The sequence below is a fragment of the Arthrobacter sp. AZCC_0090 genome (assembly GCF_014207375.1).
Taxonomy (GTDB): domain Bacteria; phylum Actinomycetota; class Actinomycetes; order Actinomycetales; family Micrococcaceae; genus Arthrobacter.
This window is the reverse complement of sequence record NZ_JACHEE010000007.1, coordinates 213,148-234,208: the sequence shown is the minus strand read 5'-3', so window position 1 is coordinate 234,208 and position 21,061 is coordinate 213,148. Positions and strand designations below refer to the sequence as shown.

Below are 21,061 nucleotides of genomic sequence, written 5' to 3'. Positions count from 1 at the left end.
GCAGCTCCGTTTTAGCGGCGGCGACGCGATGAGGTTCCGAACACTCCGCGGAGCAATTCCCGGCCGAGTTGCGTGCCGAGCGACCGTGCCATGCTCTTGATTCCGCCGCCGAGCGCACCGCCCAGTACGCCGGCAAGATCGCCCATCATTCCGCCGCCGTCCTGCTGGGGAACTGGCGCCGGTGCATGGGCTGGTGCCGGTGCCGGCGGCAACTCGACGGGTACTGAGCCCGGCAGTGGACGGCTGCTGGGGCGGCCAAGGATCTCTTCTTCGATTCTGCGGGCATCGGCATCCACGGCGATGGGGTCAAGCGAAGCAGGCACCGGCGGCTGTCCTGGCGCCGCTTCTCCGGTAGTGGGTGCGGTGCCCTTGCCGGTCAGTTTCTCGTAAGCCGAAATGTTGTCAACAGCGGTGCCGTACTTGGGCAGGAGTGATGAAGCCGCAATGGTACTGCGGATCAGATCGTCCGCACTGGGACCCATCACGGATTCCGGTGCGCGCAGCTTGGTCAGGGCAACCGGTGTGGGCGCGCCCTTTTCGTTCATGACGGTGACGACCGCTTCACCGATGCCTGCGGAGGTGAGGGTTTCTTCAAGGTCGTAGTCGCTCACCGGGAACGTGGACACCGTGGCCTTGAGGGCTTTGGCATCCTCCGGGGTGAAGGCGCGCAGGGCGTGCTGGACCCGGTTGGCAAGTTGGCCAAGGACATCGGCAGGAACATCCTTGGGTGTCTGGGTGACAAAGAAGATGCCGACACCCTTGGACCGGATGAGCCGTACCGTGGTGGTGATGGCGTCGAGGAAGGCCTTGGACGCGCCATTGAAGAGCAAGTGGGCTTCGTCGAGGAAGAACACGAGCTTGGGTTTGTCCAGGTCTCCCGCTTCGGGCAGGTCTTCGAACAGGTCCGCAAGCAGCCACATAAGGAACGTCGAGAACAGCATTGGTTTGGTCTGGAGCGTGGGCAGTTCGAGGCAACTGATCACACCGCGGCCGTCCGGGGCGGTGCGGAGCAGCTCTGCCGTATCGAATTCCGGCTCGCCAAAGAACTTCTCCATGCCCTGCGCCTCAAGGTTGACGAGTTCACGCAGGATGACGCCGGCCGTTGCCTTGGAGAGCCCGCCGAGGTCTTGGAGCTCAGCCTTGCCTTCATCAGAGGTCAAGAACTGGATGACCGCTCGCAGGTCCTTGAGATCGATCAGTTCCAGCTTTTTCTGATCCGCGAAATGGAAGATCAGCTGCAGGCTGGATTCCTGGGTGTCGTTGAGCTCCATGATGCGCGAAAGCAGGATCGGGCCGAACGAGGTGATAGTTGCGCGGACGGGAACGCCGTTACCATCCCCGCCCAGCGAGAGGAACTCGACCGGAAAAGCCTTGCCCACCCACTGTTGGCCGAGGCTGGCTGTGCGGGCCGTGAGTTTTTCGCTGGCCGTCGCCTCGGTGGCGAGTCCTGAAAGGTCCCCCTTGATATCCGCGAGGAAAACCGGGACTCCGGCGGTGGAAAGTTGTTCCGCCATCATGTGCAGGGTGACGGTCTTGCCCGTGCCAGTTGCGCCAGCTACCAGGCCATGCCGGTTCATCATGGACAGCGGCAACCGGACTTGCGCTTCTTTGTGGACTTCGCCGTCGACGATGGCTGCGCCTAGCTCGATCGTGGCGCCTTCGAGGGTGTATCCCTGCTGGATCGTGGCGAGTTTTTCAGCTGTGGTTTTGTTGGCCATGCGCATAGCTTAGTGGTGCGGAGCCGCGAAATGGCCGAAAACTTTGATGTGCCAATTTCATGGATAGGCAGGGCTTGTTCTTTCCCGGTCATGCCCCCTTGGCGTACCGGAGGTAGACGACGCCGTTGTCAAAGCGACGCTCGTCCAGTAGCTTGAGCGTCATCCTTACGCCGTCTGGGAGGAACTGCTTGCCGCCTCCGACGACCACCGGCGTGAGGAAGAGACCGAACTCGTCCACCAGGCCGGCTTTGATGGCTTGGGCAGCGAGGACTGTGCCACCAATGGACATGTCCCTCTCTGACGCCTCTTTCAGCGCGCGGATGGCTCCGGCGTCGAACTCCCGCTCAATACGCGTCCTCGCAGTGGACGGACCCGCCAAGCTGCTGGAATACACGATCTTGTCCGCGGCACGCCAAATCTCGGCATAGTCCTGCACGACGGGCGGCTCATCGGAAAGGGACATGTCCTCCCATGCGGACATGACCTCATACATCCGCCGGCCGTAGAGATAGGTGCCGACAGGCCGCTCCAGGTCATTGACGAAGCTGTGCACTTCTTCGTCGGGCATGCTCCAGTCGAACTTTCCGTTGGCATCGGCGGTGTAGCCGTCCAGCGACATGATTCCTGCGTAAATCAGCTTGGCCATGCACCGACGGTACACACGCGGGACCGTCATGAGAAGGGTACTGGCACCCGACTCCTGCTGAACCGGCAACGGTAAAGTTCCGGCATGGATGACAAAGCGGTTCTGCTCAAATACCTGCGTGCCCGGCGCGGCGAGCTCCTCGCCAAACTCGACGGACTCGACGAATACGATGTCCGCCGGCCCATGACCCCCACCGGCACCAACCTGCTGGGGTTGGTCAAGCATGTGGCCAGCGTGGAACTCGGGTACTTCGGAGAGGTCTTTGGCCGGCCCAGCGGCAAGGATCTGCCGTGGCTTGCCGACGATGCCGAAGCCGACGCGGACCTGTGGGTCCCGCCGGAAGAGACCCGGGAGGAGATCGTCGAACTGCATCGTTTCTCTGCCGAGCACAGCGATGCGACTATCGAAGCACTGCCGCTCGATGCTCCCGGGGAAGTGCCATGGTGGGCGGAAGAGCGGCGCCGCGTGACGCTCCATCAGATCCTGGTCCACATGTGCGTCGAGACGGCCCAGCACTTGGGGCATGCCGACATCCTTCGCGAGCTCATCGACGGCTCGGCCGGAAAAGGCCCCGGGGACCTGAACTTGTCGCAGCGAAGCACCGAAGAGTGGGCCGCACACCGGGCGCGGATTGAGGCCGCCGCCCGTCAAGCAGCGGGGTAGCAATCCAAACGTGAGATCTCGGCACTTTGAGCGAGCGAAAGCGCCGAGATCTCACCCCTCGACGGGAGTCAGGTCCTTCGAGAACGCCAAATGCTTGATTTCTTCAGGATCCGCGTCGAGATCGAACAACGGAGTGTAGCCAGTGGCCAGGTACAGGTTCTTGGCTTCGGGCTGCCGCGGACCGGTGGTGAGGTAGATCCGGCGGTAACCACGCCGCGCAGCCTCGGCCTCCAGCTCGGCGAGAACCACCCGGGCCAGCCCACGACGGCGGTGTGCGGAGTGCGTCCAGATCCGCTTGAGCTCTGCCGTACGGGAGTCGTAGCGGCGGAATGCCCCGCCCGCCACGGTTTCGCCGTTCTCCTGCAGGATGAGCAAGGCCCCGTGGGGCGCGGCAAACTCGCCGGCCGGGTACCGGTTGAGCTCCTCAGCCGCGCCTCCGCTGCCAAAGAGGTCCCCATACCTGGTGCTGTATTCGACGGCGAGTTCGTCCAGGAGGGGCTTGACGCGCGGATCGCGCATGGGCAGGCTCAGGACGTCGAAGGCAGCAGCGGTGGATGTATCGACGGAGCTCATGTCAGGGCCTTTCCGGTGAGCGAAGCAGGAGAGTGAAAAGCAGCGAGTTCGGCCAGGAGGAGGCGGGCCAAGGCGTCATTCTCGCGGAACGGTGCAGCGTTGGTGCCGGGCCGCGCGAACGCACCCGCGCCCCACCCCGAGGTCCAGGGTCCGACGGCGAAAAGTCGCGCCTGCCGACCGCCGTCGGGAGCCAACACCTCGTGGGAACCCGAGACCAACAGCTTACCCGTGGAGTGCGGGCCGTCCGAGGTGAGCAGCCGCTGTTCGGTGCCCCATCCGGCGTCGTGCAGATCTGTCAGCGCAGGGTTCGCCGAACGCGCCACCGACGGCGACGGCAACCGGGCCTCGATGTATGCCGCCGCGTCCACCACCACGGGCGATTGGAAGGAACCGGCCACGAACCGGCCGCTGGCTTCGTCCGGACGCACCCACATGCCCGGGCCCAGGAACTGCAGTAGTCCGGACCTATGCAGCGCAAGGATTTCGTGGAGGCGGTGCGGCGGCGGGCCGGAATCCACGAAACTGAAGAAACCGTGCCACCAACCGTGCACAGCTTGCTGGGAGCGTGAGTTGAGCCGCTCCTGGGGAACCAGCCGGCCGAGTTCCATATAAACGCGGAGCAAAGCAGTGAACAGGGCCAACGTTTCCGAATGGTCAGGGCTCGAGCGGAGCTTGAGGTCGCGTTCGATGTAGCTCGCCACGGACCGTTGCACGGCGGCATGGTCCGCGAAGGCGCAGCCGCTGAACGGTTGGTCCAGGGCCTCGAGATCCAGTCGAAGCGCGGTATCCGGGATGGCCGTGGCAACGAGGTCCTCGCGTTCGCGGCTGTACCAATCCAGGCCATCGAATCGCAGCAAAAACTCGTCCCAGCTGCCGCGGACACGTTCCGGATAGCCGGTGAAGAGCTCGCGGTAATAGGCGTAGCCGGCATCCTTGGCAATGAGGGGCCAGAGCTGCGTGCGGAAATCCAGCTCCTCGTGGGCGGCGAGCAACGATTCGACGGCGCTGGCAGTGAAGTACCTGGGGGCGCCGGTGGGCTCGCCGCGCAGCGTGGACGAGATCTTGGAATGGTACGGGACTCCTCGCCGGGAGCCCGCCCAGAGCCGCGGTTCGGCGCCGGATGGCACGTAGTCCAGGCCGCCGTCGGGCCTGTCTTCGAAGCGGCCGCCGCGGCCCTCGAACAAGAGCACCAGCAGATCCACGAACGCCAGCCCCATGCCCGAAACCACCACGTCCTGGCCGGGGGCAATCGCCGAATAGTCGACGTCAGTGGTGTACGACGGCGCCGCGTGGAACCCGCCGTGCCGCGCGGCGAAGTCGGCGAGCCGCGCCGATTCCGGCTCGGCTTGCGAGTCCGTGTGGCCCAGCGAGTACACCACGAGATCCGCCTCCAGCACCCTGTCCGAGGCGAGCCGCACCCGGTACCGCCCACCGCCGTCGGGCGCTCCAGTGTTGCGCCCGACGGCGGTCGCTGTGCCTCGGTGGACCGTCACCGAGGCATCTGGTCCGAGGGCCGCGACGGCCCGGCGGAAGAACCACTCGAGGTACTTGCTCTGGAGCTGGCGGCTGGGAAAGGAAGCCGGGGTCAGCACCCTGAGCTGCTCAATGATGTGGGGTTCGAACTGCGGGACGTCCCGGATGGAACCGTCCAGCACGCCGGTTGCCCATGCCGCGAGGCCCGGACCGTCGACGGTGGGACCGTCGCAGGCCACGGAACCGTCGGTGAACATGGTGACGTCCGCGGCGGTGGAGTTGAGCAGGAGTCCCGGGTTCTGGTCATAGCGCCAGATCCTCCCGGAACCGGGTTCGTGCGGCTCCACGACGTGGATGGAGAGGGGGCCATCGAAGAGCGCGGGCTTGTTGGCCGCGAGCCGTTCGAGGATGCCGGCTGAGCGCGGACCACCGCCAATGAACACGATGGTGGGGGCGAAGGACGGCATGGCAACTCCTGTGGCGGTGGCTGGTGGTACCCGAGCCTAGGGATGCTTTGGGGCTTCGGTCGAGGCCCGGGTAACCGCCGTTCACCCCGCGACATGGCGCGTCAAAAGGCGCAAAGAACCGACTCATATGGCTTCATATGAAGCGGCGCGAAGCGCCATTAAGCCCCGTGAAGAAGTGCAAAAATCCGTCTTGCGGCCGCTTCGAACGCGCCCCTAGATTGGCAGCCATCCGATAAGACAAGCGATACGAAGCGAGGTGGCGCATGAGTTCAGCAGCAACCACAGTGGCGCAGTCCGCACAGCAATCTGCACCGGAACCGGCGCCCACCGGCGCTGTTGCGGAAAGTCCGACGGCGGACGCTGCCCAGAGTGCCGCAGCCCACAGGGCCGTCGCCCGGCCCGCAGCCGACTACTCCGGCTACAAACTGGTCCCGGCCCGGCAACCATGGCGTTGGGTAGGCACCGTCCTGGTGGCGCTCGGCGTCGTCGCGGTGGCCTGGTCCCTAGCGACCAACCCGCGCTGGGAATGGGGTGTGGTGGCGCAATGGTTCACCGCGCAGTCCGTGGTGAACGGCCTGGTGGAGACACTGAAGCTGACGGCCATCTCCGGCGCGCTCGGCTTTGTCCTCGGCTTCATCCTGGCACTCATGAGGCTTTCCGCGTCCCCGCTCCTGGTTTCGGTGTCCTGGACGTTTTCCTGGATCTTCCGGTCAACGCCGTTGTTGGTGCAGATGCTGCTTTGGTACAACCTGGGCTACCTCTACGAGAAAATCAGCTTGGGTCTCCCCTTCACGGATATCCGCTTCTTCGAGGTCCAGACCACCACGCTCATCAGCCAATTCGCGGCGGCCGTCCTGGGCCTGACGCTCAACCAGGCGGCGTACTCGGCGGAGATCATCCGAGGGGGCATTCTCTCGGTGGATCAGGGCCAGCTCGAGGCAGCCGCGGCCCTGGGCATTCCGGCATGGCGACGCTCCACGAGGATTGTGTTGCCGCAGGCCATGCGGGCCATCCTGCCCACCGCTTTCAACGAGATCATCGGCCTGGTCAAGGGAACATCGATCGTCTACGTCCTGGCCTATTCCGAGCTCTTCTACACCGTGCAGGTCATCTATAACCGCACCCAGCAGGTCCTTCCGCTGCTCCTCGTGGCGACCCTCTGGTACGTGGCGATTACCTCGGTCCTGAGTGTCTTCCAGTACTACATCGAGCGCCACTACTCGAAGGGCGCCGTCCGCAACCTGCCGCTCACCCCGCTGCAGAAGGCAAGGAAGTTCTTTGCCACCCACGCACCCGTGACCACTGACCGAGCGAAGGACGTCCGATGAGTACCGCTGCAACCCGCGGCCACGTGGAAATCACCAACGTCCGCAAGTCTTTTGGGGGCACTGAAGTTCTCAAGGGTGTATCCCTCACGGTTCCGCCAGGCGGAGTCGCCGTGATCGTGGGACCCTCCGGCTCCGGGAAGTCCACCCTGCTACGGACCATTAACCACTTGGAAAAAGTGGACGGCGGGTACATCACCATCGACGGCCAATTGGTGGGCTACCAGGTCCGTGGGAACAAACTGCACGAACTGCGAGAAAAGGACATCCTCAAGCAGCGGACGGACATCGGCATGGTGTTCCAGAACTTCAACCTGTTCCCGCACCTCACCGCACTGGAAAATGTTACCGAAGCACCCGTCGTCGCGCTCCACCGGAACAAGACCGAAGCGCGCAAGCGTGCCCTGGAACTTCTGGAGCGCGTGGGCCTCAAGGACCGGGCTGGTGCCTATCCACGGCAATTGTCCGGCGGCCAGCAGCAGCGCGTCGCCATCGCCCGGGCGCTCGCTCTTGACCCCAAGATCCTGCTCTTCGACGAACCCACGTCGGCCCTGGATCCGGAGCTTGTCAATGAGGTCCTGGACGTGATCCGCGAACTCGCCACGTCGGGCACCACGTTGATCATCGTCACGCACGAAATGGGCTTTGCCCGCGACGTGGCGGACACCGTGGTCTTTATGGACGACGGCCAGATCGTGGAGCAGGGCAGTCCCCAGGAGATCTTCGCGAATCCCCGCGAACCCCGCACGCGCAGCTTCTTCTCCAAAGTCATCGAACCAGCTTTCAACATCTGAGGAATCCCCCGCATGATTCGCATCAAAACCAAACTCTTGGCGCTCGCGGTGCTGCCCGCCGTCGTACTCCCGGCGCTCGCTGCTTGCTCCGACCCGGGCGCCTCGGCGGCAGGGTCCAGCCCGTCCGCAAGCGCCGCCCGCAACGGCGTCGTCTACAACACCTCACCGGAGCAGAATCGTATCCGGGCGCAAAAGGATCCAGCCGCGGCAGCCGCGGTTCCCACTGCGATCGGCAAAGACGGCAAACTGACCGTTGCCACCACGGCCGGATCCATTCCGCTGTCCTTCCATGCCACAGATGACAAGACACCGATCGGCGTCGAAGTGGACATCGCGCAGTTGGTGGCGGACAAGCTGGGCCTCGCGCTGGACGTACAGGTCACTTCGTGGGAGAACTGGCCGCTCAAGACACAGTCCGGGGACTTCGAAGCCGTGTTCTCGAACGTGGGCATCAACAAGGACCGGGTGAAACTGTTCGACTTCTCCAGCTACCGTGCCGCGTACATGGGCTTTGAAGCCAAGAAGTCGTCCACCTACAACATCAAGGGCGCGGACGACATCTCGGGGCTGAAGGTCTCGGTGGGCTCGGGAACCAACCAGGAGAAGATCCTCCTGGCCTGGAACAAGGACCTCGAGTCCCGCGGCAAGGCTCCGGCGACCCTGCAGTACTACTCCTCCGACGCAGACACCATCCTCGCGCTCTCCTCCGGCCGGACGGACTTGAATATCGCGCCTTACCCGTCGGTGTCCTATCGGGAGAACACCCGGAACGACTTGAAAGTGGTGGGGAAGGTGAACGCGGGCTGGCCCTCCGAGACCCTCGTCGCGGCCACCACCCTCAAGGGCAACGGCCTGGCTCCCGCTATTACGGACGCCCTGAATTCGGCTATCAAAGACGGCTCCTACGGCAAGGTCTTGGATCGCTGGGGCCTTTCGGAAGAAGCCCTGCCGGAATCCAAGACCGTTACTGAGGCAACGTTTCGGGCTGGTGCGAAGTGAAGTTCCAGGTCCTCGATATCATTCCGCACCTGAAGAACCCGGTAACCGGGGAAATTGTCTCGACGGCGGAGCGGCTCAACCAGGTGGTACACACTGCCCGCCGGGCCGAGGAGCTGGGTTTTGACAGTTTCGCGGTGGGGGAGCGGCACGCCGGAGAATTCATCTCTTCGTCCCCGACGACGGTCCTCGCCGCGATCGCGGCCGTCACCACCCGCATTCGGCTGCAGACCGGCGTCACCGTTTTGTCGGTGCTCGATCCAGTGCGGGTTGCCGAAGACTACGCCACCATCGACCAGTTGAGCCGGGGCCGCCTGGAACTCGTGATCGGCAAGGGCAACGAAGTGCTGCAGTACCCCTTGTTTGGGCTTTCCCTCGATGATCAGTGGGAGCTGCTCGCCGAAAAGTATGGCTTGTTGCGGCGGCTGTGGCGGGAGGAAGGCGTCACTTGGTCCGGCCGCTTCCGGCCCGCATTGACCGAAGCGACCACGACGACGCCGCGACCGTTTGCCGGTTCGCCGCGGATTTGGCACGGCTCGGCTACAACCTTGACTTCGGCCGCGCTCGCCGGCCAGTGGGGAGACCCGCTGTTCACCGCCAATGCCATCCAGCCTCGCGAGAACTACAAGATCCTGATCGACCACTACCGCGAGGAATACGAACGCCACGGGCATGATCCGCGGCACCAGTACCTCGGTTCGGGTTCCGGCGCCGGCGGAGTGTTCATTGCCGACACCACCCAGGAAGCCAAGCGCCAGTTCGGGCCGGTCTACGAGGCCCTGACGATTCGACGCAATGTGCCGGGCAACAATTCGCCGTTCCGGGACATCGACCACGCCGTGGCTGAAGGGCCTGCGCTGGTGGGCAGCCCGGAACAGGTCATCGACAAACTCCTGAGCTATCACGCGCTGTATGGGCACGATCTGCAATCCATTTCCTTGCCCACCACGCTGCCTTTCGAGCAGCAACTGGAGATCCTGGAGCGGTTCGCGCTCGAGGTCATCCCGGCTGTCCGCGCTGCCGCGCCCACCACCCTGTGGGAGCCTGCGGATCCTTACGGAGGCCGCCCGGAATTCGCTGGAGCCACCTCGCCTGACGCGGCCGGAGCCGTCACCGCAGACCACATCAATCACAGGAGAAACAATGCCTACGCCCACTGAAACGCTGCAGGCCTCGACGCCGGCGGCCTTCGCCGCCGAGTGGCGGGAGTGGCACGCCGCGCACGAGCGCCTCCGCGCCGATCCGCACGGATTCCTCGCCGTCACCCACCTGCATTGGCTTGGCTCAGCAGCCGCTTCACTGGACGGGGTGCCCGGCACGTGGAGTGTGGAGAACGACGTCGTCACCGTGGTTTTGGGGGCAGGCGAAAGCCTGCTTCGGGACGGCCACGAACTCAACCCCGACGGCGTCGGGACCACCGTCACTTTCGGCCCGATCGCGGAACGGGACGGCCTCAACCTCAAGGTGGGGGACGCCGTCGTCGAGCTGGCCAAGCGCGGCGGCGAGTACATCGTCCGCCCTCGGCATCCCGGGAACCCGCTGCTCAATGAGTACCGCGGCACACCGGCATACGCGCCGGATGCTTCGTTCGCCGTGAGCGGTACGTTCGTGCCGTTCGAGGTGCCCCGTCCCACTACGGTTGGTGCCGCCGTCGAGGGCATCCAGCACGTCTACGAGGCGCCCGGCGAGCTCCATTTCACGCTCGCGGGCCAGGATTTGCTCCTCACGGCCTTCAATGGACATGCCCCGGGCACGCTCTCGGTGTTGTTCACGGATGCGACCTCGGGCAAGACCACCTACACGGCGAATCGCTCGCTCACCGTCGTCCCGAATGCCGACGGATCCGTGGTGCTCGACTTCAACCGTGCGGTCAACCTGCCGTGCGCCTACACGGACCTCGCCACTTGCCCGCTGCCGCCTGCAGAAAACCGGCTGGCCTTGGCCATTGAAGCCGGCGAACAGATCCCTTACGAAAGGCAGGAACAACAATGAGCGGCATCCCTCGTCCAGGCCGCCCCGGATTCTTGGCCCTGGAGCTCGACGGCGACGGGGCCCACCCAGCCGCCTGGCGCCATGCCCGGCATGCCCCGGATGAGCTGCTGAACGGTGCGCGAATCCGGAGCACGGCGTTGGCCGCGGAGTCGGCCGGGTTTCATGTGGCGACGTTCGCCGATGGGCCCGTGAGTTCTGGACGTGACGTTGCCGGCCGTCTGAACGCCTTGCAGCGGGCCGCCTTCGCCGGGCCGGTGACGAGTTCCATCGTGCTGGTCCCTGAAGTGGACACGGTCTACACCGAGCCCTTCCACGTCGCCACGCAGCTGGCGAGTTTGGATTACGTCTCGGGCGGACGGGCCGGTTGGCTCGTCGCGGCGAGCGGGTCCGCGGAGGAGGCTGCCGCCGTCGGGCGCTCTTTTGTGGACGGTGCCGCGCTGGTGCATGAGGCTGCGGCGTCGGTGGAGGTGAGCAGGCGGCTTTGGGATTCCTGGGAGGACGACGCCGTGATCCGCGACGTGGCCACCGGGCGGTACCTTGACGTCGACAAACTCCATTACGTCGACTTCGAGACACCATCGGATTTCGCAGGGCCCGGATATTCCGTAAAGGGACCCTCGATCATTCCGCGACCCCCGCAGGGGCAGTTGCCAGTAGTTGCGCAGGCTGGCTTGCTTCCTTCGGACGCCGATGTGGTGCTGGTGTCCGCTCCGACGCCTTCGCTGCTCGCCGCGGAGCTGGCGGAGGTACGTCGGGCTATTGCTGGGGGCGGCGCCGTTGTTGGGGGCGGTCCGACTCTTGCGGGAGGCGCGGCGGTAGTGGCAGAGCTCGACGTCGTCCTTGACTCGCGCGGGCAGAGCGCGTCAGCGCGGCTCGCCGAACTGGACGCGTTCACTCCGTGGTCCAGTTCGCGTGCGCGTTTTGTCGGCACGGCCGCGGAACTGGTGGACTTCCTTGCCGAGCTGCTTGCGGTGGCCGACGGCGTTCGGCTGCATCCGGCGGTGCTGGACGTAGAGCTCGAGGAGCTGGCGCAGTTGGTGCTGCCCGAGCTACGGCGTCGCGGGGTACTGAAGCCCGTTGCCCAGGGCACGTTCCGGGAATTGCTGGGCTTGGATCGTCCTGTGAGCCGTTACGGGCAAGTGGGCGCGTCGGCGGGCTTGGGCGCGGCGGCGGGCGCCGCCGTCGTTGGCTCGGAAAACTGAGGAGAGAACATGACACAGCACAACCGTGCTAAATTCCAGCCGAGCGGGAAGATCCAGTTCGGAATCTTCTTCCAAGGCGTCAATTCCGGCACCATCTGGAAGGCGCCCGAATCCGGTTCGCAGACCGATTTTGAGTCGTTCCGGAGGATCGCCCAGACCGCCGAGCGCGGGCTGTTCGCGGCCTTCTTCCTGGGCGAGGGCCTGCGCTTGCGTGAGCACCTCGGCCGTCCCCACGCCTTGGATGTGGCCGGTAGGCCGGACGCGCAGACGATGCTCGCGGCGCTCGCGTCGGTGACGTCCAACATCGGGCTCGTGGCCACGCAGAACACCACGTACAACGATCCCGCCGACCTCGCGCACAGGCTCGCCTCGCTCGACTTGCTCTCCGGCGGCCGCGCGGCCTGGAACGTCGTGACCACGGACAATGCCTGGACCGGGGCCAACTTCCGTCGGGGCGGCTATCTGGACCATGCCGATCGCTATGTCCATGCCGAAGCCTTCGTGGAGACGGCCAAGAGGATCTGGGATTCGTGGGAGGAGGGGGCGGTTTCCTCGTCCGTTTCCGCGGATTCGTGGGCGGTTCCCGGCCATGCGCGGAGCGTGCACCACTCGGGGCGGCACTATTCCGTGGACGTCACGCCCCGGCTGCCGCGCAGCGCCCAGTACCGGCCTGTGTTGTTCCAAGCCGGCGACTCCCCGGAAGGCCGCGACTTCGCCGCCCGGCAAGCGGATGTCATCTTCTCGGCACACCCGAAGTTCGACGACGCCGTGGAGTTCCGCTTCGATATCGTCTCGCGCACCCTGGCTGCCGGACGGGGCGCCAACGACGTCCAGATCATGCCTGCCAGCGAGTTCATCCTCGCGGCGACCGAGGAGGAAGCACGCGAGAAGAAGGAGTGGGTTCGCAGCCTGCAGATCGGGCCGCAGCAGGCGGTTGCGTATCTCGAACAGTTCTGGGGCCGGGAGCTGTCTGCCTACGATCCCGATGGTCCGCTTCCGGAGATCGATCCGGTGGTGGAGGAGACCTCGGAGACGCGTGGTAGCGGCTTCCACGGTGCCAAGGCCCGGCAACTCGCCGAGCAGTGGCGCGCCGAGGCCAAGGAGAAAGGGCTGTCCATCCGGCAGTTCGTGAGCTCGCGGACCTCCAGGGTGGACGCGACCTTCACGGGATCCTACACAGCCGTGGCCGACACCCTCGCCGAATACGCACGGGTGGGTGCCGTGGACGGCTTCAACATCTCGCCATGGCTCATTCCCACGGGCCTGGATGACATCGTGAACCATCTGGTGCCCGAGCTGCAGGAACGCGGCGTGTACCCGACGGAGTACGCCGGCTCGACCCTCCGCGAGAACCTGGGTCTCGCGACGCCGGTGCGCTCAGAGTCGCTGGAGCCGGTGCAGCTTTGAACCTTCATCGTTTGCTTCGTAAACGCCGTTTTGAGCGTCCAAAACGGCACTCTGGGCCCACGCAGGCAGGGTTCCCTGGCCGAACTTGTGAGGCGAGGGGGCCGGTGGGTAGCAACGGGTACAACCATGACGGACTAGTGCGGCTCAAATTAACGGTATGGGAACAGTGGCTCTAGAACGGATGCATCAAGAACCGGAACACCTGATCCGGGGTTTCCAAGACAAAGCCGTGGCCTTGGCAGAGGCGGCGGGCCGGGCTCGTATCTCTGGGGTTGGCGTGTAGCGTTTAGGGCACCCCGGATTCTGTCGGTCGAAGCAACGCCTGTATTAGGGGCTGTGGTTATGTATCGACGTTTGGATTCGCCTGAGGGCGCACGGTTTCTTGCTCTGATTCGTGAGGGAAAGGGTCTCAAACCGTCAGCCCGCGCAGCGGGTGACGGGACGGTTGAGCGGCATAAGGGAATGACTGTTGAAGTCAGGCAGCGCGTTGTCGTGGACTGGGGATCGCAAGCTGCCAGCGGCACCACCGCCAGCCGGGCGGTAGTCCGGGTCGTCGGGATGAGAGGGGTACCACCATACAGCTTTGCCGTGAAGCCCTAGCTTTGCGCTGGTGGATTCTTCGCGGCTCGGTGGTACCACCAGAAACTGAAGGCCAACAGAGCTAGGTCCAAAGCCTGCACGACCCAGTACCAGACTGTCGCTTTGGCACCCTCTGCAAGCACGGCGTACAGGTTGCTGGCGAACAGTAACACAGCGAAAAGGCCCATAAACACGGCTTGCACTTTGGTCGGCTGCTTCCAATCCCTGGTGGCCATGCACTGAGCCTAGCGGTAGCGTCAATTGGTGTGGCGAACCACGGAGCAGCGTCTGTGTCCCGTGATCGTTGGCCGGCCGACGTTCGGCTAACGGGCACCAAGGGTGACATTTAGCGTTGCGAAAATGCCGCCACTTATCGCTGTGATTCACAAGCGACAGAGCCGTGGGATTCTCGTTTCGAGTCATTCTCGAAATCCTTCGTTATCGAGAAGGTAGAGATTTAGAGTAGACATTGCAGCCTTCCCCTTTTCGGCCGAGCTAGAAGGGTATGCGCTCACGGCCCCGGTCGCGGTCGTCGAGCTAGCGCTTCCTGCCATGCTCGCCGGGGCCCTCGTAGGTCTTGCAATCGGATCGCTCGCTATCGCCATTCGAAGGCCGCAAAGCCAGGTGAGCAAGTCAGAATCAGACCGGCGATGGCTCCGGGGACTCCCGCGCATGCTGCGCCGACGACGGCGAATCGCACGAGGTACGGCGTATGCGCCAAGGGCGTTCGCGTAGTCCTCATCACGCGATCAGGAGCCCTGGATGATGCCGGCGCACGATACAACGTCCGCAGTTGACGCGATCAGCTGCGCCGCCTGTCCGACAACGTGAGGTGGGCCTTAGCGGCTTGAAGTGGGTGATGGTGACGTGAGATTCAGGGCCGTCGGATGTTTCGGTTGGTAGAGACCGACTTCGCCTCCGCCCGGGAGCCGAATCTTCGTCACCGAACCCCACCGCGCTTCTTGCACCGTCGAGCATTGGACGCCCTTCGCTCCGAGTTCTCGTATTTCGGCCTGAAGGTCGTCACACATGAGGAAGAGTTCGTGGCCCACGTCGCCGTCGGCGGGGTGCACGGCGGCTTCCGCCGGAGGTAGTTCGAAGATCAGCCATCCCTGGCCCGCGTCCACCGATGAAAATCCGAGGATCTCGTGGAAGAAAGCCCTGTCGGCCGTGGCGTCCTCGCTGTACACGACCACATGGCTACCGAAGATCATGAGCCCGCTCCCTTCGCTTAGATCATCTTCGACCCTGCGACCACATTTGGCCAATGGTGGCTGAAGTGGGACTGATGTCACCCGCAGGCCTTGCCTGGAAGATGCCTCACGAGCTAACCCGGCGCTAACCCACACCTAGTCTCCGTCCACAGGGCAGGGACGCACACGACGGTGGAACTTGTCGAACTCTTCGCGGTAGCGCGCTCGACCGTCTACCTGGCACGGTAGCGCGCAGGCGACGCCGCATAGCCCCTTGGCGTGAAATTCCGTATCGATCCTCCTCGGAGCCCCGCATCGCACGGCGCCACCGAGACTTGTGCAGAGGACTTCGGACATTCCGTGCACTCGTCTTCGGAAAATGACAATTAGGAGGAGCGGCGGGATTGTAGCGAAAACGGTCGATTTCAGCCCCCGGTGTTCTGCTGCAGTCTGGTCTTCGCTGATTTGAGGCGAAGCTGCTTTGGGCTGAATCCGGGAGTGGGCTCAGAAGGGACCGGGATGCCGAAGACACGTACCTACCCATGGTCGAGTTCTCCACCTACGATGAGGGCATGGAAAACTCGAACCGCCCCGAGATAGGAGACTTCGCAGCATTCCTGGCCGGGATCTGCGACGGCCACCTCGCGTTCCGCAACCTCGACGTGCTCCGCGAAGAAGACCTGTAGGTCAGCGCCCGGGGGAGGTCGCAATCCGGGTTCGGCCGCATCAAGCTGAAGAAATGTGAGGCTGCTGATCAACTCAATTATCTCGGGAACAGGAGAATTCAGATGACTTGGAACCCCTACGAGAACCTTCCCGCAGCGGCCTCGTTCTCCCTGACCAGCAGCGACCTGCGGGAGGGTGAGAAGCTGGCGATACCGCAGGTCAGCGGTGTCTTCGGCGCTGGCGGCGAGGACGTTTCCCCGCAGCTCTCCTGGAGCGGGTTCCCCCCAGGGACGCAGAGCTTCGTGGTCACCATGTGCGACCCCGAAGCGCCCACGGTCACCGGTTTCTGGCACTGGGCCGTGGTGAACATTCCCGCCAACGTCACCGAGCTGCCCGCAGGCGCAGGCGACGAGTCGGGCTCTGGGCTCCCGCCGGGCGCCTTTCAGCTCCCGAACGACGCCAGGATGAAGCGCTACGTCGGCGCCGGGCCGCCGGAGGGCACCGGGAAACACCGCTACATCTTTGCGGTCCTCGCCCTCGCCGCCGAGAAGGTCGAGATTGACCCAGAGGCAACGCCCGCGCTGCTGATGTTCAACCTGTTCAACGGCACCCTTGGACGCGCCTTTCTCGAGGGCTGGTACGAGAGGTAGGCCTCCTTCGGCCCCACTCAGAGGTGCAGGACGGCGCCATCCGCCCGGGTCGGGGGCCTGTCCGGCGGAGGTTCCGCAAACGGAAGCCTAGAACCGCCATTTTTAGCTGTGATCTAACCGCCAAATCAAGTTAACAGTCACAGGAGGGCATAATGTGTCGGGCTGGCCGCTGGGGGACGTCTAACGGGACGGTTTGAACGGGCGGCCTACGGAACAGGATGCCAGGCGCGCGGGTGTGGCGACTGGTCCCAAGCCTGAGGTGGTTCGTCCGCGCAGGGTTGTCGGCGGGCGGCGGAGATGTTCCTGAAGACAACTTGAAGGTTCCGGGCGTCTCCCTGGGGTATGCGGAAATGCTTGTATCTGGGACACTACGGTCAGATGGACCCCGACGGCGAAGGTTAGGAGGGTCGCTGTGGCCACGGGAAGCAACCCCCGACGCCGTATGGATGGCGGGAAATATGCCAAGAAAGAGAACGGATCTCTGGTCTTTCAGCCCAGAACTGCCTTCACAGGTTCTGTCGTGCGGAGCCCTTTGACCTTCCATAACGTCACGCCGCTGACAGGAGGTCTGAGGACTCCAGTTGCAGCGCCCTGGGTTCTAGGCCCTCTCGGCCGCGGCCAAACTGTCGTCTTCTTGAAGACTGACAGAGGTGTCATTGAAGTAAGTGGTTCGATCATTGGCCGGAAGGCCGCGGATGCCTACCCTACTGAGGTTGCATAGGACGGACACCGAGACACAGCATCGAGACGTCCTCTACAGCTGCCACCCCCGGCAGTCCCACTCGGCCCTGCCGGTTTCTCCTCATCCAAGAACTGCTTGTCATAGCGGCGAATGGAGAAGAGAAGCAAGTCCCGCCCGGTCGCGAGCACAGCGGGGAGCGCACGTACTGTGCAGATCCGGGTTTCCCTTTGGTCCGGGCATTGCGCTCATGCGGACGTGGCAGCACGCCCTGCTCGTTCGCCTAGACACAAGCCTCCAGGTTGATGCGACCCCCACGGTGGCGCGTTAAACGTTCCTCAATTGGGCTTGCAGGGCGTTCCAACTGACGAAGGTTGGTCGACGCGCTCTATGAGGCGGTCTTACCTGGAGCTCGGGCTTTAGCTCGGGCGGCTAGGACCGTTCCGAATGTTGCAAAGACGGGGATGGCCAGGAAGCCCTGAGCGCCGCCTCCGGTAGTCACCACTCCGACTATCCCGATCCACCAGAACAGTGCGACAGTAAATCCGCAAAGAACAACCAAGGATCTGCGTTCCGCAGTCAGAGCGCCGCGAGCCTTTTGGCTGTGCGGCTGGTTAACATGGTTGGCCTTCTGATGCCCCCGTCGAAGAGCAACCAAGACCGCTCCGATGGTTGCAAGGACGGGGATGGCCAGGAAGACTTGAGCGCCGCCTCCAGTGCTCGCCACTCCAACCATCCCGATCCACCAGCACAGCGCCGCGGTAACGCCACAGAGAATGATCAGTGTCGTACGCGTAGCTCCACGAGGTGGTGTCAACGGTTCGAGATTGCTGCTCACGGCCGCTCCCTTGTGCGAAATCCCAGTACTCCTTGCTATTCATCAGAGCATGGATCAACGATTTTGACGAGACACATTCAGTGAGACGATCATGGCGATATCGTCGCGACCCGGACAGCACTCGGAGTTCAGTTGGACGTTCGATAAGGGTTCGGCTTGCGGGCAGAGCTGCCTGCTGGTGCTTCAGCGTGCACCACGTCATTGAAATGGATCACTTTGTGGGGCTGCTCGCGGAGGCGGAGCTAGTGTGCGGATAGGCCGGTTTTCTCTCGTGGGTCGCACAATTCGGTGTCGTTCAAGGGACCATCATCGGCGCCACACTTCGGAGCGGGATCTGGTCATCTGGGAGTCCGAATTGGAGTTGGCGCGTTTGCTGTTCGCGGAGTTCGATGTGTCGGTGGGCGACGTGGGGCCGTTGGTGGGGGAGTACTTCCCCGACCCCGCGGAGGAAGGTTCACCCAGCTGTCCAGCGAGGTGATGAACGGAGTGCCGCCGCCCACCAGGACCGGATAGGTGGCTAGCGCGTATTCGTCGATCAGCCCGGCCCGCATGGCAGCCCCGGCGAGCGTTGCGCCGCCGACGCTCAACGGGCCGCCGCGTCCTCGGCCTTGAGCCGGGTGATCTCGGCGATCGCGTCGCCGGTGGCCAGGCGGGTGTTCCAGTCGACCTTGTCGATCGTCGAGGAGAACACCGCCTTCGGCGTGTCCCGCCAGTTCCGCGCGAACTCGATCCCCCCGGGTGGCTTTGGGCTGCTGGTCGTCGCTCGGCCCGCTCCAGCCGATGTCGTCGCCAGCCGCGGCGATGTAGCCGTCCAGGGTCAGATTCATGCCGTAGATTAGTTTCCGCACGGCGCCAGCCTTCCGTCTCGTAGTGGTCGAGGGCGTCGTTGAACTCTGTCGTCCCGCATATGATCGGCAGCATCCTGTCCCTCATGGAGCCACCGTAATTGCCCATGATCTGGATGCCATAGCCTTCGGTCCGCGTTCCAACTGAGCTGCCCGGTGAAGGATCGGCTAACGGGCACCAAGGGCGACAATTATCGCTGCGATTCACCCCCTTCGTCGTGGCATTGAATTGTTCGTTGCCCTGTGCGGCAAGATGGCAGGATGCCTCTTGCCAATCTGCTCACCAGCCTCAGAGAACTTCCCGAATCCGGTTCGCGAGACGCGTATCTGCAGTTCCTGAACTTGGCGGGGGACGCCGCGTTGCGTCGAGATGGCGGTCTGGAACATGTCACCGGGTCCTGCTTCGTGTTTTCGCCTGCATTCGATCATGTTCTCCTGTGTTTCCATCGCAAGGGGCAGTTCTGGGTGCAGTTCGGCGGTCACGTCGAGTCGAAGGACGCATCGGTGGCGGAAGCCGCACAGAGGGAGGCGAGCGAGGAGTCCGGAATTGGCAACCTTGTTCTGCTTTCTCCCGCGATCGTGGATCTTGACCGGCACGATCTGCATGCAGGATTCTCATGTTCGGCCCATTGGGATGTGGGGTTCGCAGCAACCGTCGACCCCAGTGTCGAGATCGCCGTGAGTGACGAAAGCGATGACGTCCGATGGTTCCCAATGGACGAATTGCCCGATCAGGTGCCAACAGGCTTCAGCGCCCGCTTGGATCGCGTCCGGAGCGCCGCGATGTCACTGAGTGGGGTACGGGTCGGTTAACAGTGCACGACAGGCTCGGCGTTGAGGCGGCCATCCATGATGTGTCCATTGCGCAGCGATCGTTTCAGTAACGACCGAATTCGCTACAGATCACCCTGCGACCATGAACACGTCCACCGGATCCTCCGTCTCCAGGACGAAGCCGTGGCGTTCGTAGAGGCGTCGGGCCGGGCTGCCTTGGAGCACGTTGAGCCGGAACGGTCGGTGGTCCTTGGACTCGCCCATGACCCGCTGAAGCGCGCCGCTCCCAAGTCCGAGCCCCTGGAATCCAGGAGCGATGTAAAAGTGCTCGATCCACAGCGCATCGGGTTCCGGGCGGACAGCGATGACACCGACAGCTTGCCCCTCAACGGCAATGACGAAGGCGTGATCCGGCTGGAACGCACTCAAGAAACGCTCCCGGACCCGGATTGGATCCCAACGTCCAAGCCGTTCCAAGTCGGGTCCCATGACGACGGCGCGCAGTTCCGCGATCCAGCCGGCATCGGTGGGCAGGGCAGGACGGAGCGAGAATTCGGCAGGCACTGGACCATTCAACCCCATGCGTCAAGAACTGAGCACCCGCAACGGAGCCCCCCGCACCCACCCGCGGATGTCCTCGAACGCCTCGCCGTAGAAGCGGTCGTAGCTTTGCGACGTGACGTAACCCAAGTGCGGGGTCAGCACGGTTCGCGGCGCCGTGAGCAGGGGGTGGTCCGTCGGGAGGGGCTCGACGTCGTACACGTCCAGGGCCGCGCCGCCGAGCCACCCCTCGTTGAGACCGCGGAGGAGCGCCACTTCGTCCACGATTGGCCCACGTGCTGTGTTCACCAGGACGCCTTCAGGGCCGAGGAGCCGCAATTCGTCCTCCCCGACGAGTCCCCGGGACCGTTCCGATAACCGCACGTGGACGCTGACGACGTCGGCCTCCCGGAAGAGCGCGTCCTTGCTCACTTTCCGGGCGCCTACGGCGGCGGCAGTAGCATCCGTGAGGTTCGGACTCCAAGCAATCACCTCCATGCCGAAGGCCTTGGCGTAGCCGGCGATCTTGCTCCCGATCTTTCCCAGACCCAGCACCCCGAGGGTCTTTCCGGACAGCTCGAAACCCACCGTGCTCTGCCAATTTCCGGCGCGCAGCCGACGGTCCTCGAACGGCACCTTGCGTGCGAAAGCCAGGAGCAAGGCCCACGTCAGCTCGGGCGCCGCGGCGGGTGAGCCGCCCGTCCCGCAGACGGTGATGCCCTGCTCCTCGGCCGCGCGCAGGTCGATGGCTGCGTTGGCCATCCCGGTGGTGACCAGGAGCTTCAGCTTCGGCAGTTGCCGGACGAGCTCGGCGTCGAAAGCGGTCCGTTCCCGCATGGCCATGACGATGTCGAAGTCGCGGAGGGCGGCCACCGGGTCAGCCAAAGGCTCCGTGAAAACGGAGACCTCGACGCCGTCGTCGGCGAGCTCGGCCCACGGCGCATAGTCGTAGGCGACCGCTTGGTAGTCATCAAGGATGGCAAGGCGCTGGACCATGGAATTCCCTTTCGCTGTGAGGGGTCGCGGCTATTCGTAAGCTAC

At 64.0% G+C, this 21,061-nt stretch carries 18 protein-coding genes and 1 pseudogene; 10 read left to right on the top strand and 9 right to left on the bottom strand.

Annotation, left to right across the window (positions count from 1 at the left end; genetic code table 11):
• Nucleotides 1–11: 11 nt before the first annotated feature.
• A complete protein-coding gene (locus HNP00_RS13375) occupies nucleotides 12–1,718 on the bottom strand; it encodes a helicase HerA-like domain-containing protein (protein ID WP_184739838.1) in 1,707 nt (568 codons plus the stop codon).
• A gap of 88 nt (nucleotides 1,719–1,806) precedes the next feature.
• Nucleotides 1,807–2,364 carry a dihydrofolate reductase family protein gene (locus HNP00_RS13370; RefSeq protein WP_184739836.1) on the bottom strand — a complete coding sequence of 186 codons (558 nt, stop codon included), beginning with the start codon at nucleotides 2,362–2,364 and terminating at the stop codon, nucleotides 1,807–1,809.
• A gap of 84 nt (nucleotides 2,365–2,448) precedes the next feature.
• On the opposite strand from HNP00_RS13370, the gene HNP00_RS13365 reads away from it, so the two are divergent.
• Entirely contained in the window at nucleotides 2,449–3,027 is a 579-nt protein-coding gene (locus HNP00_RS13365; protein WP_184739833.1) for a DinB family protein, read from the top strand.
• Between the two features lie 51 nt (nucleotides 3,028–3,078).
• Here HNP00_RS13365 and HNP00_RS13360 read toward each other — a convergent pair whose 3' ends face one another.
• The gene (locus HNP00_RS13360; protein WP_184739831.1) at nucleotides 3,079–3,600 is read right to left on the bottom strand and encodes a GNAT family N-acetyltransferase; all 522 of its coding nucleotides are present in this window, start codon (nucleotides 3,598–3,600) and stop codon (nucleotides 3,079–3,081) included.
• Nucleotides 3,597–5,540, bottom strand: coding sequence for an FAD/NAD(P)-binding domain-containing protein (locus HNP00_RS13355; RefSeq protein WP_184739829.1), 1,944 nt, complete (start codon nucleotides 5,538–5,540; stop codon nucleotides 3,597–3,599). The genes HNP00_RS13360 and HNP00_RS13355 overlap by 4 nt, the downstream gene beginning before the upstream one ends.
• A gap of 263 nt (nucleotides 5,541–5,803) precedes the next feature.
• On the opposite strand from HNP00_RS13355, the gene HNP00_RS13350 reads away from it, so the two are divergent.
• Genes HNP00_RS13350 through HNP00_RS13320 form a run of 7 tightly spaced genes read left to right on the top strand, consistent with a single transcriptional unit; the run spans nucleotide 5,804 to nucleotide 13,256 of the window.
• Nucleotides 5,804–6,868: an amino acid ABC transporter permease gene (locus tag HNP00_RS13350; protein ID WP_184739827.1), complete on the top strand. Its 1,065-nt coding sequence runs from the start codon at nucleotides 5,804–5,806 to the stop codon at nucleotides 6,866–6,868.
• Nucleotides 6,865–7,659, top strand: coding sequence for an amino acid ABC transporter ATP-binding protein (locus HNP00_RS13345; protein WP_184739825.1), 795 nt, complete (start codon nucleotides 6,865–6,867; stop codon nucleotides 7,657–7,659). The genes HNP00_RS13350 and HNP00_RS13345 overlap by 4 nt, the downstream gene beginning before the upstream one ends.
• Before the next feature lie 12 nt (nucleotides 7,660–7,671).
• Nucleotides 7,672–8,658 carry an ABC transporter substrate-binding protein gene (locus HNP00_RS13340; RefSeq protein ID WP_184739823.1) on the top strand — a complete coding sequence of 329 codons (987 nt, stop codon included), beginning with the start codon at nucleotides 7,672–7,674 and terminating at the stop codon, nucleotides 8,656–8,658.
• Nucleotides 8,655–9,815 (top strand): LLM class flavin-dependent oxidoreductase, encoded by a 1,161-nt coding sequence (locus tag HNP00_RS13335; RefSeq protein WP_184739821.1) that lies wholly within the window; start codon nucleotides 8,655–8,657, stop codon nucleotides 9,813–9,815. The genes HNP00_RS13340 and HNP00_RS13335 overlap by 4 nt, the downstream gene beginning before the upstream one ends.
• Nucleotides 9,799–10,647: a DUF1684 domain-containing protein gene (locus HNP00_RS13330; protein ID WP_184739819.1), complete on the top strand. Its 849-nt coding sequence runs from the start codon at nucleotides 9,799–9,801 to the stop codon at nucleotides 10,645–10,647. The genes HNP00_RS13335 and HNP00_RS13330 overlap by 17 nt, the downstream gene beginning before the upstream one ends.
• The gene (locus HNP00_RS13325; protein WP_184739817.1) at nucleotides 10,644–11,849 is read left to right on the top strand and encodes an LLM class flavin-dependent oxidoreductase; all 1,206 of its coding nucleotides are present in this window, start codon (nucleotides 10,644–10,646) and stop codon (nucleotides 11,847–11,849) included. The genes HNP00_RS13330 and HNP00_RS13325 overlap by 4 nt, the downstream gene beginning before the upstream one ends.
• A 9-nt stretch (nucleotides 11,850–11,858) precedes the next feature.
• Nucleotides 11,859–13,256, top strand: coding sequence for an NtaA/DmoA family FMN-dependent monooxygenase (locus HNP00_RS13320; RefSeq protein WP_184739815.1), 1,398 nt, complete (start codon nucleotides 11,859–11,861; stop codon nucleotides 13,254–13,256).
• Nucleotides 13,257–13,852: 596 nt separating this feature from the next.
• On the opposite strand, the gene HNP00_RS13315 is transcribed toward HNP00_RS13320, so the two are convergent.
• Both HNP00_RS13315 and HNP00_RS13310 read right to left on the bottom strand, forming a co-directional pair.
• Complete coding sequence (locus HNP00_RS13315; RefSeq protein ID WP_184739813.1) at nucleotides 13,853–14,071, bottom strand: hypothetical protein; 219 nt, start codon at nucleotides 14,069–14,071, stop codon at nucleotides 13,853–13,855.
• Nucleotides 14,072–14,674: 603 nt separating this feature from the next.
• Nucleotides 14,675–15,049, bottom strand: coding sequence for a VOC family protein (locus HNP00_RS13310; RefSeq protein ID WP_184739811.1), 375 nt, complete (start codon nucleotides 15,047–15,049; stop codon nucleotides 14,675–14,677).
• A 767-nt stretch (nucleotides 15,050–15,816) separates the two neighbouring features.
• On the opposite strand from HNP00_RS13310, the gene HNP00_RS13305 reads away from it, so the two are divergent.
• The gene (locus HNP00_RS13305) at nucleotides 15,817–16,344 is read left to right on the top strand and encodes a YbhB/YbcL family Raf kinase inhibitor-like protein (RefSeq protein WP_184739809.1); all 528 of its coding nucleotides are present in this window, start codon (nucleotides 15,817–15,819) and stop codon (nucleotides 16,342–16,344) included.
• A gap of 1,966 nt (nucleotides 16,345–18,310) precedes the next feature.
• On the opposite strand, the pseudogene HNP00_RS13300 reads toward HNP00_RS13305, so the two are convergent.
• Nucleotides 18,311–18,709: pseudogene (locus HNP00_RS13300) on the bottom strand (dihydrofolate reductase family protein); the annotation flags it as partial.
• A 258-nt stretch (nucleotides 18,710–18,967) separates the two neighbouring features.
• Here HNP00_RS13300 and HNP00_RS13295 point away from each other — a divergent pair.
• Nucleotides 18,968–19,519, top strand: a complete 552-nt coding sequence (locus HNP00_RS13295) for an NUDIX hydrolase (RefSeq protein WP_184739807.1) — start codon at nucleotides 18,968–18,970, stop codon at nucleotides 19,517–19,519.
• A gap of 90 nt (nucleotides 19,520–19,609) precedes the next feature.
• Here HNP00_RS13295 and HNP00_RS13290 read toward each other — a convergent pair whose 3' ends face one another.
• Both HNP00_RS13290 and HNP00_RS13285 read right to left on the bottom strand, forming a co-directional pair.
• Nucleotides 19,610–20,062 carry a GNAT family N-acetyltransferase gene (locus HNP00_RS13290; protein WP_184739805.1) on the bottom strand — a complete coding sequence of 151 codons (453 nt, stop codon included), beginning with the start codon at nucleotides 20,060–20,062 and terminating at the stop codon, nucleotides 19,610–19,612.
• Between the two features lie 3 nt (nucleotides 20,063–20,065).
• Nucleotides 20,066–21,016 carry a D-2-hydroxyacid dehydrogenase family protein gene (locus tag HNP00_RS13285; RefSeq protein ID WP_184739803.1) on the bottom strand — a complete coding sequence of 317 codons (951 nt, stop codon included), beginning with the start codon at nucleotides 21,014–21,016 and terminating at the stop codon, nucleotides 20,066–20,068.
• Nucleotides 21,017–21,061 lie beyond the last annotated feature (45 nt).

Excerpts from the sequence above, each read along its gene's own strand:
- HNP00_RS13375 (WP_184739838.1), bottom strand. The coding sequence starts at position 1,718 with ATGGCCAACAAAACCACAGCTGAAAAACTCGCCACGATCCAGCAGGGA.
- HNP00_RS13370 (WP_184739836.1), bottom strand. The coding sequence starts at position 2,364 with ATGGCCAAGCTGATTTACGCAGGAATCATGTCGCTGGACGGCTACACC.
- HNP00_RS13365 (WP_184739833.1), top strand. The coding sequence starts at position 2,449 with ATGGATGACAAAGCGGTTCTGCTCAAATACCTGCGTGCCCGGCGCGGC.
- HNP00_RS13360 (WP_184739831.1), bottom strand. The coding sequence starts at position 3,600 with ATGAGCTCCGTCGATACATCCACCGCTGCTGCCTTCGACGTCCTGAGC.
- HNP00_RS13355 (WP_184739829.1), bottom strand. The coding sequence starts at position 5,540 with ATGCCGTCCTTCGCCCCCACCATCGTGTTCATTGGCGGTGGTCCGCGC.
- HNP00_RS13350 (WP_184739827.1), top strand. The coding sequence starts at position 5,804 with ATGAGTTCAGCAGCAACCACAGTGGCGCAGTCCGCACAGCAATCTGCA.
- HNP00_RS13345 (WP_184739825.1), top strand. The coding sequence starts at position 6,865 with ATGAGTACCGCTGCAACCCGCGGCCACGTGGAAATCACCAACGTCCGC.
- HNP00_RS13340 (WP_184739823.1), top strand. The coding sequence starts at position 7,672 with ATGATTCGCATCAAAACCAAACTCTTGGCGCTCGCGGTGCTGCCCGCC.
- HNP00_RS13330 (WP_184739819.1), top strand. The coding sequence starts at position 9,799 with ATGCCTACGCCCACTGAAACGCTGCAGGCCTCGACGCCGGCGGCCTTC.
- HNP00_RS13325 (WP_184739817.1), top strand. The coding sequence starts at position 10,644 with ATGAGCGGCATCCCTCGTCCAGGCCGCCCCGGATTCTTGGCCCTGGAG.
- HNP00_RS13320 (WP_184739815.1), top strand. The coding sequence starts at position 11,859 with ATGACACAGCACAACCGTGCTAAATTCCAGCCGAGCGGGAAGATCCAG.
- HNP00_RS13315 (WP_184739813.1), bottom strand. The coding sequence starts at position 14,071 with ATGGCCACCAGGGATTGGAAGCAGCCGACCAAAGTGCAAGCCGTGTTT.
- HNP00_RS13310 (WP_184739811.1), bottom strand. The coding sequence starts at position 15,049 with ATGATCTTCGGTAGCCATGTGGTCGTGTACAGCGAGGACGCCACGGCC.
- HNP00_RS13305 (WP_184739809.1), top strand. The coding sequence starts at position 15,817 with ATGACTTGGAACCCCTACGAGAACCTTCCCGCAGCGGCCTCGTTCTCC.
- HNP00_RS13295 (WP_184739807.1), top strand. The coding sequence starts at position 18,968 with ATGCCTCTTGCCAATCTGCTCACCAGCCTCAGAGAACTTCCCGAATCC.
- HNP00_RS13290 (WP_184739805.1), bottom strand. The coding sequence starts at position 20,062 with ATGGGGTTGAATGGTCCAGTGCCTGCCGAATTCTCGCTCCGTCCTGCC.
- HNP00_RS13285 (WP_184739803.1), bottom strand. The coding sequence starts at position 21,016 with ATGGTCCAGCGCCTTGCCATCCTTGATGACTACCAAGCGGTCGCCTAC.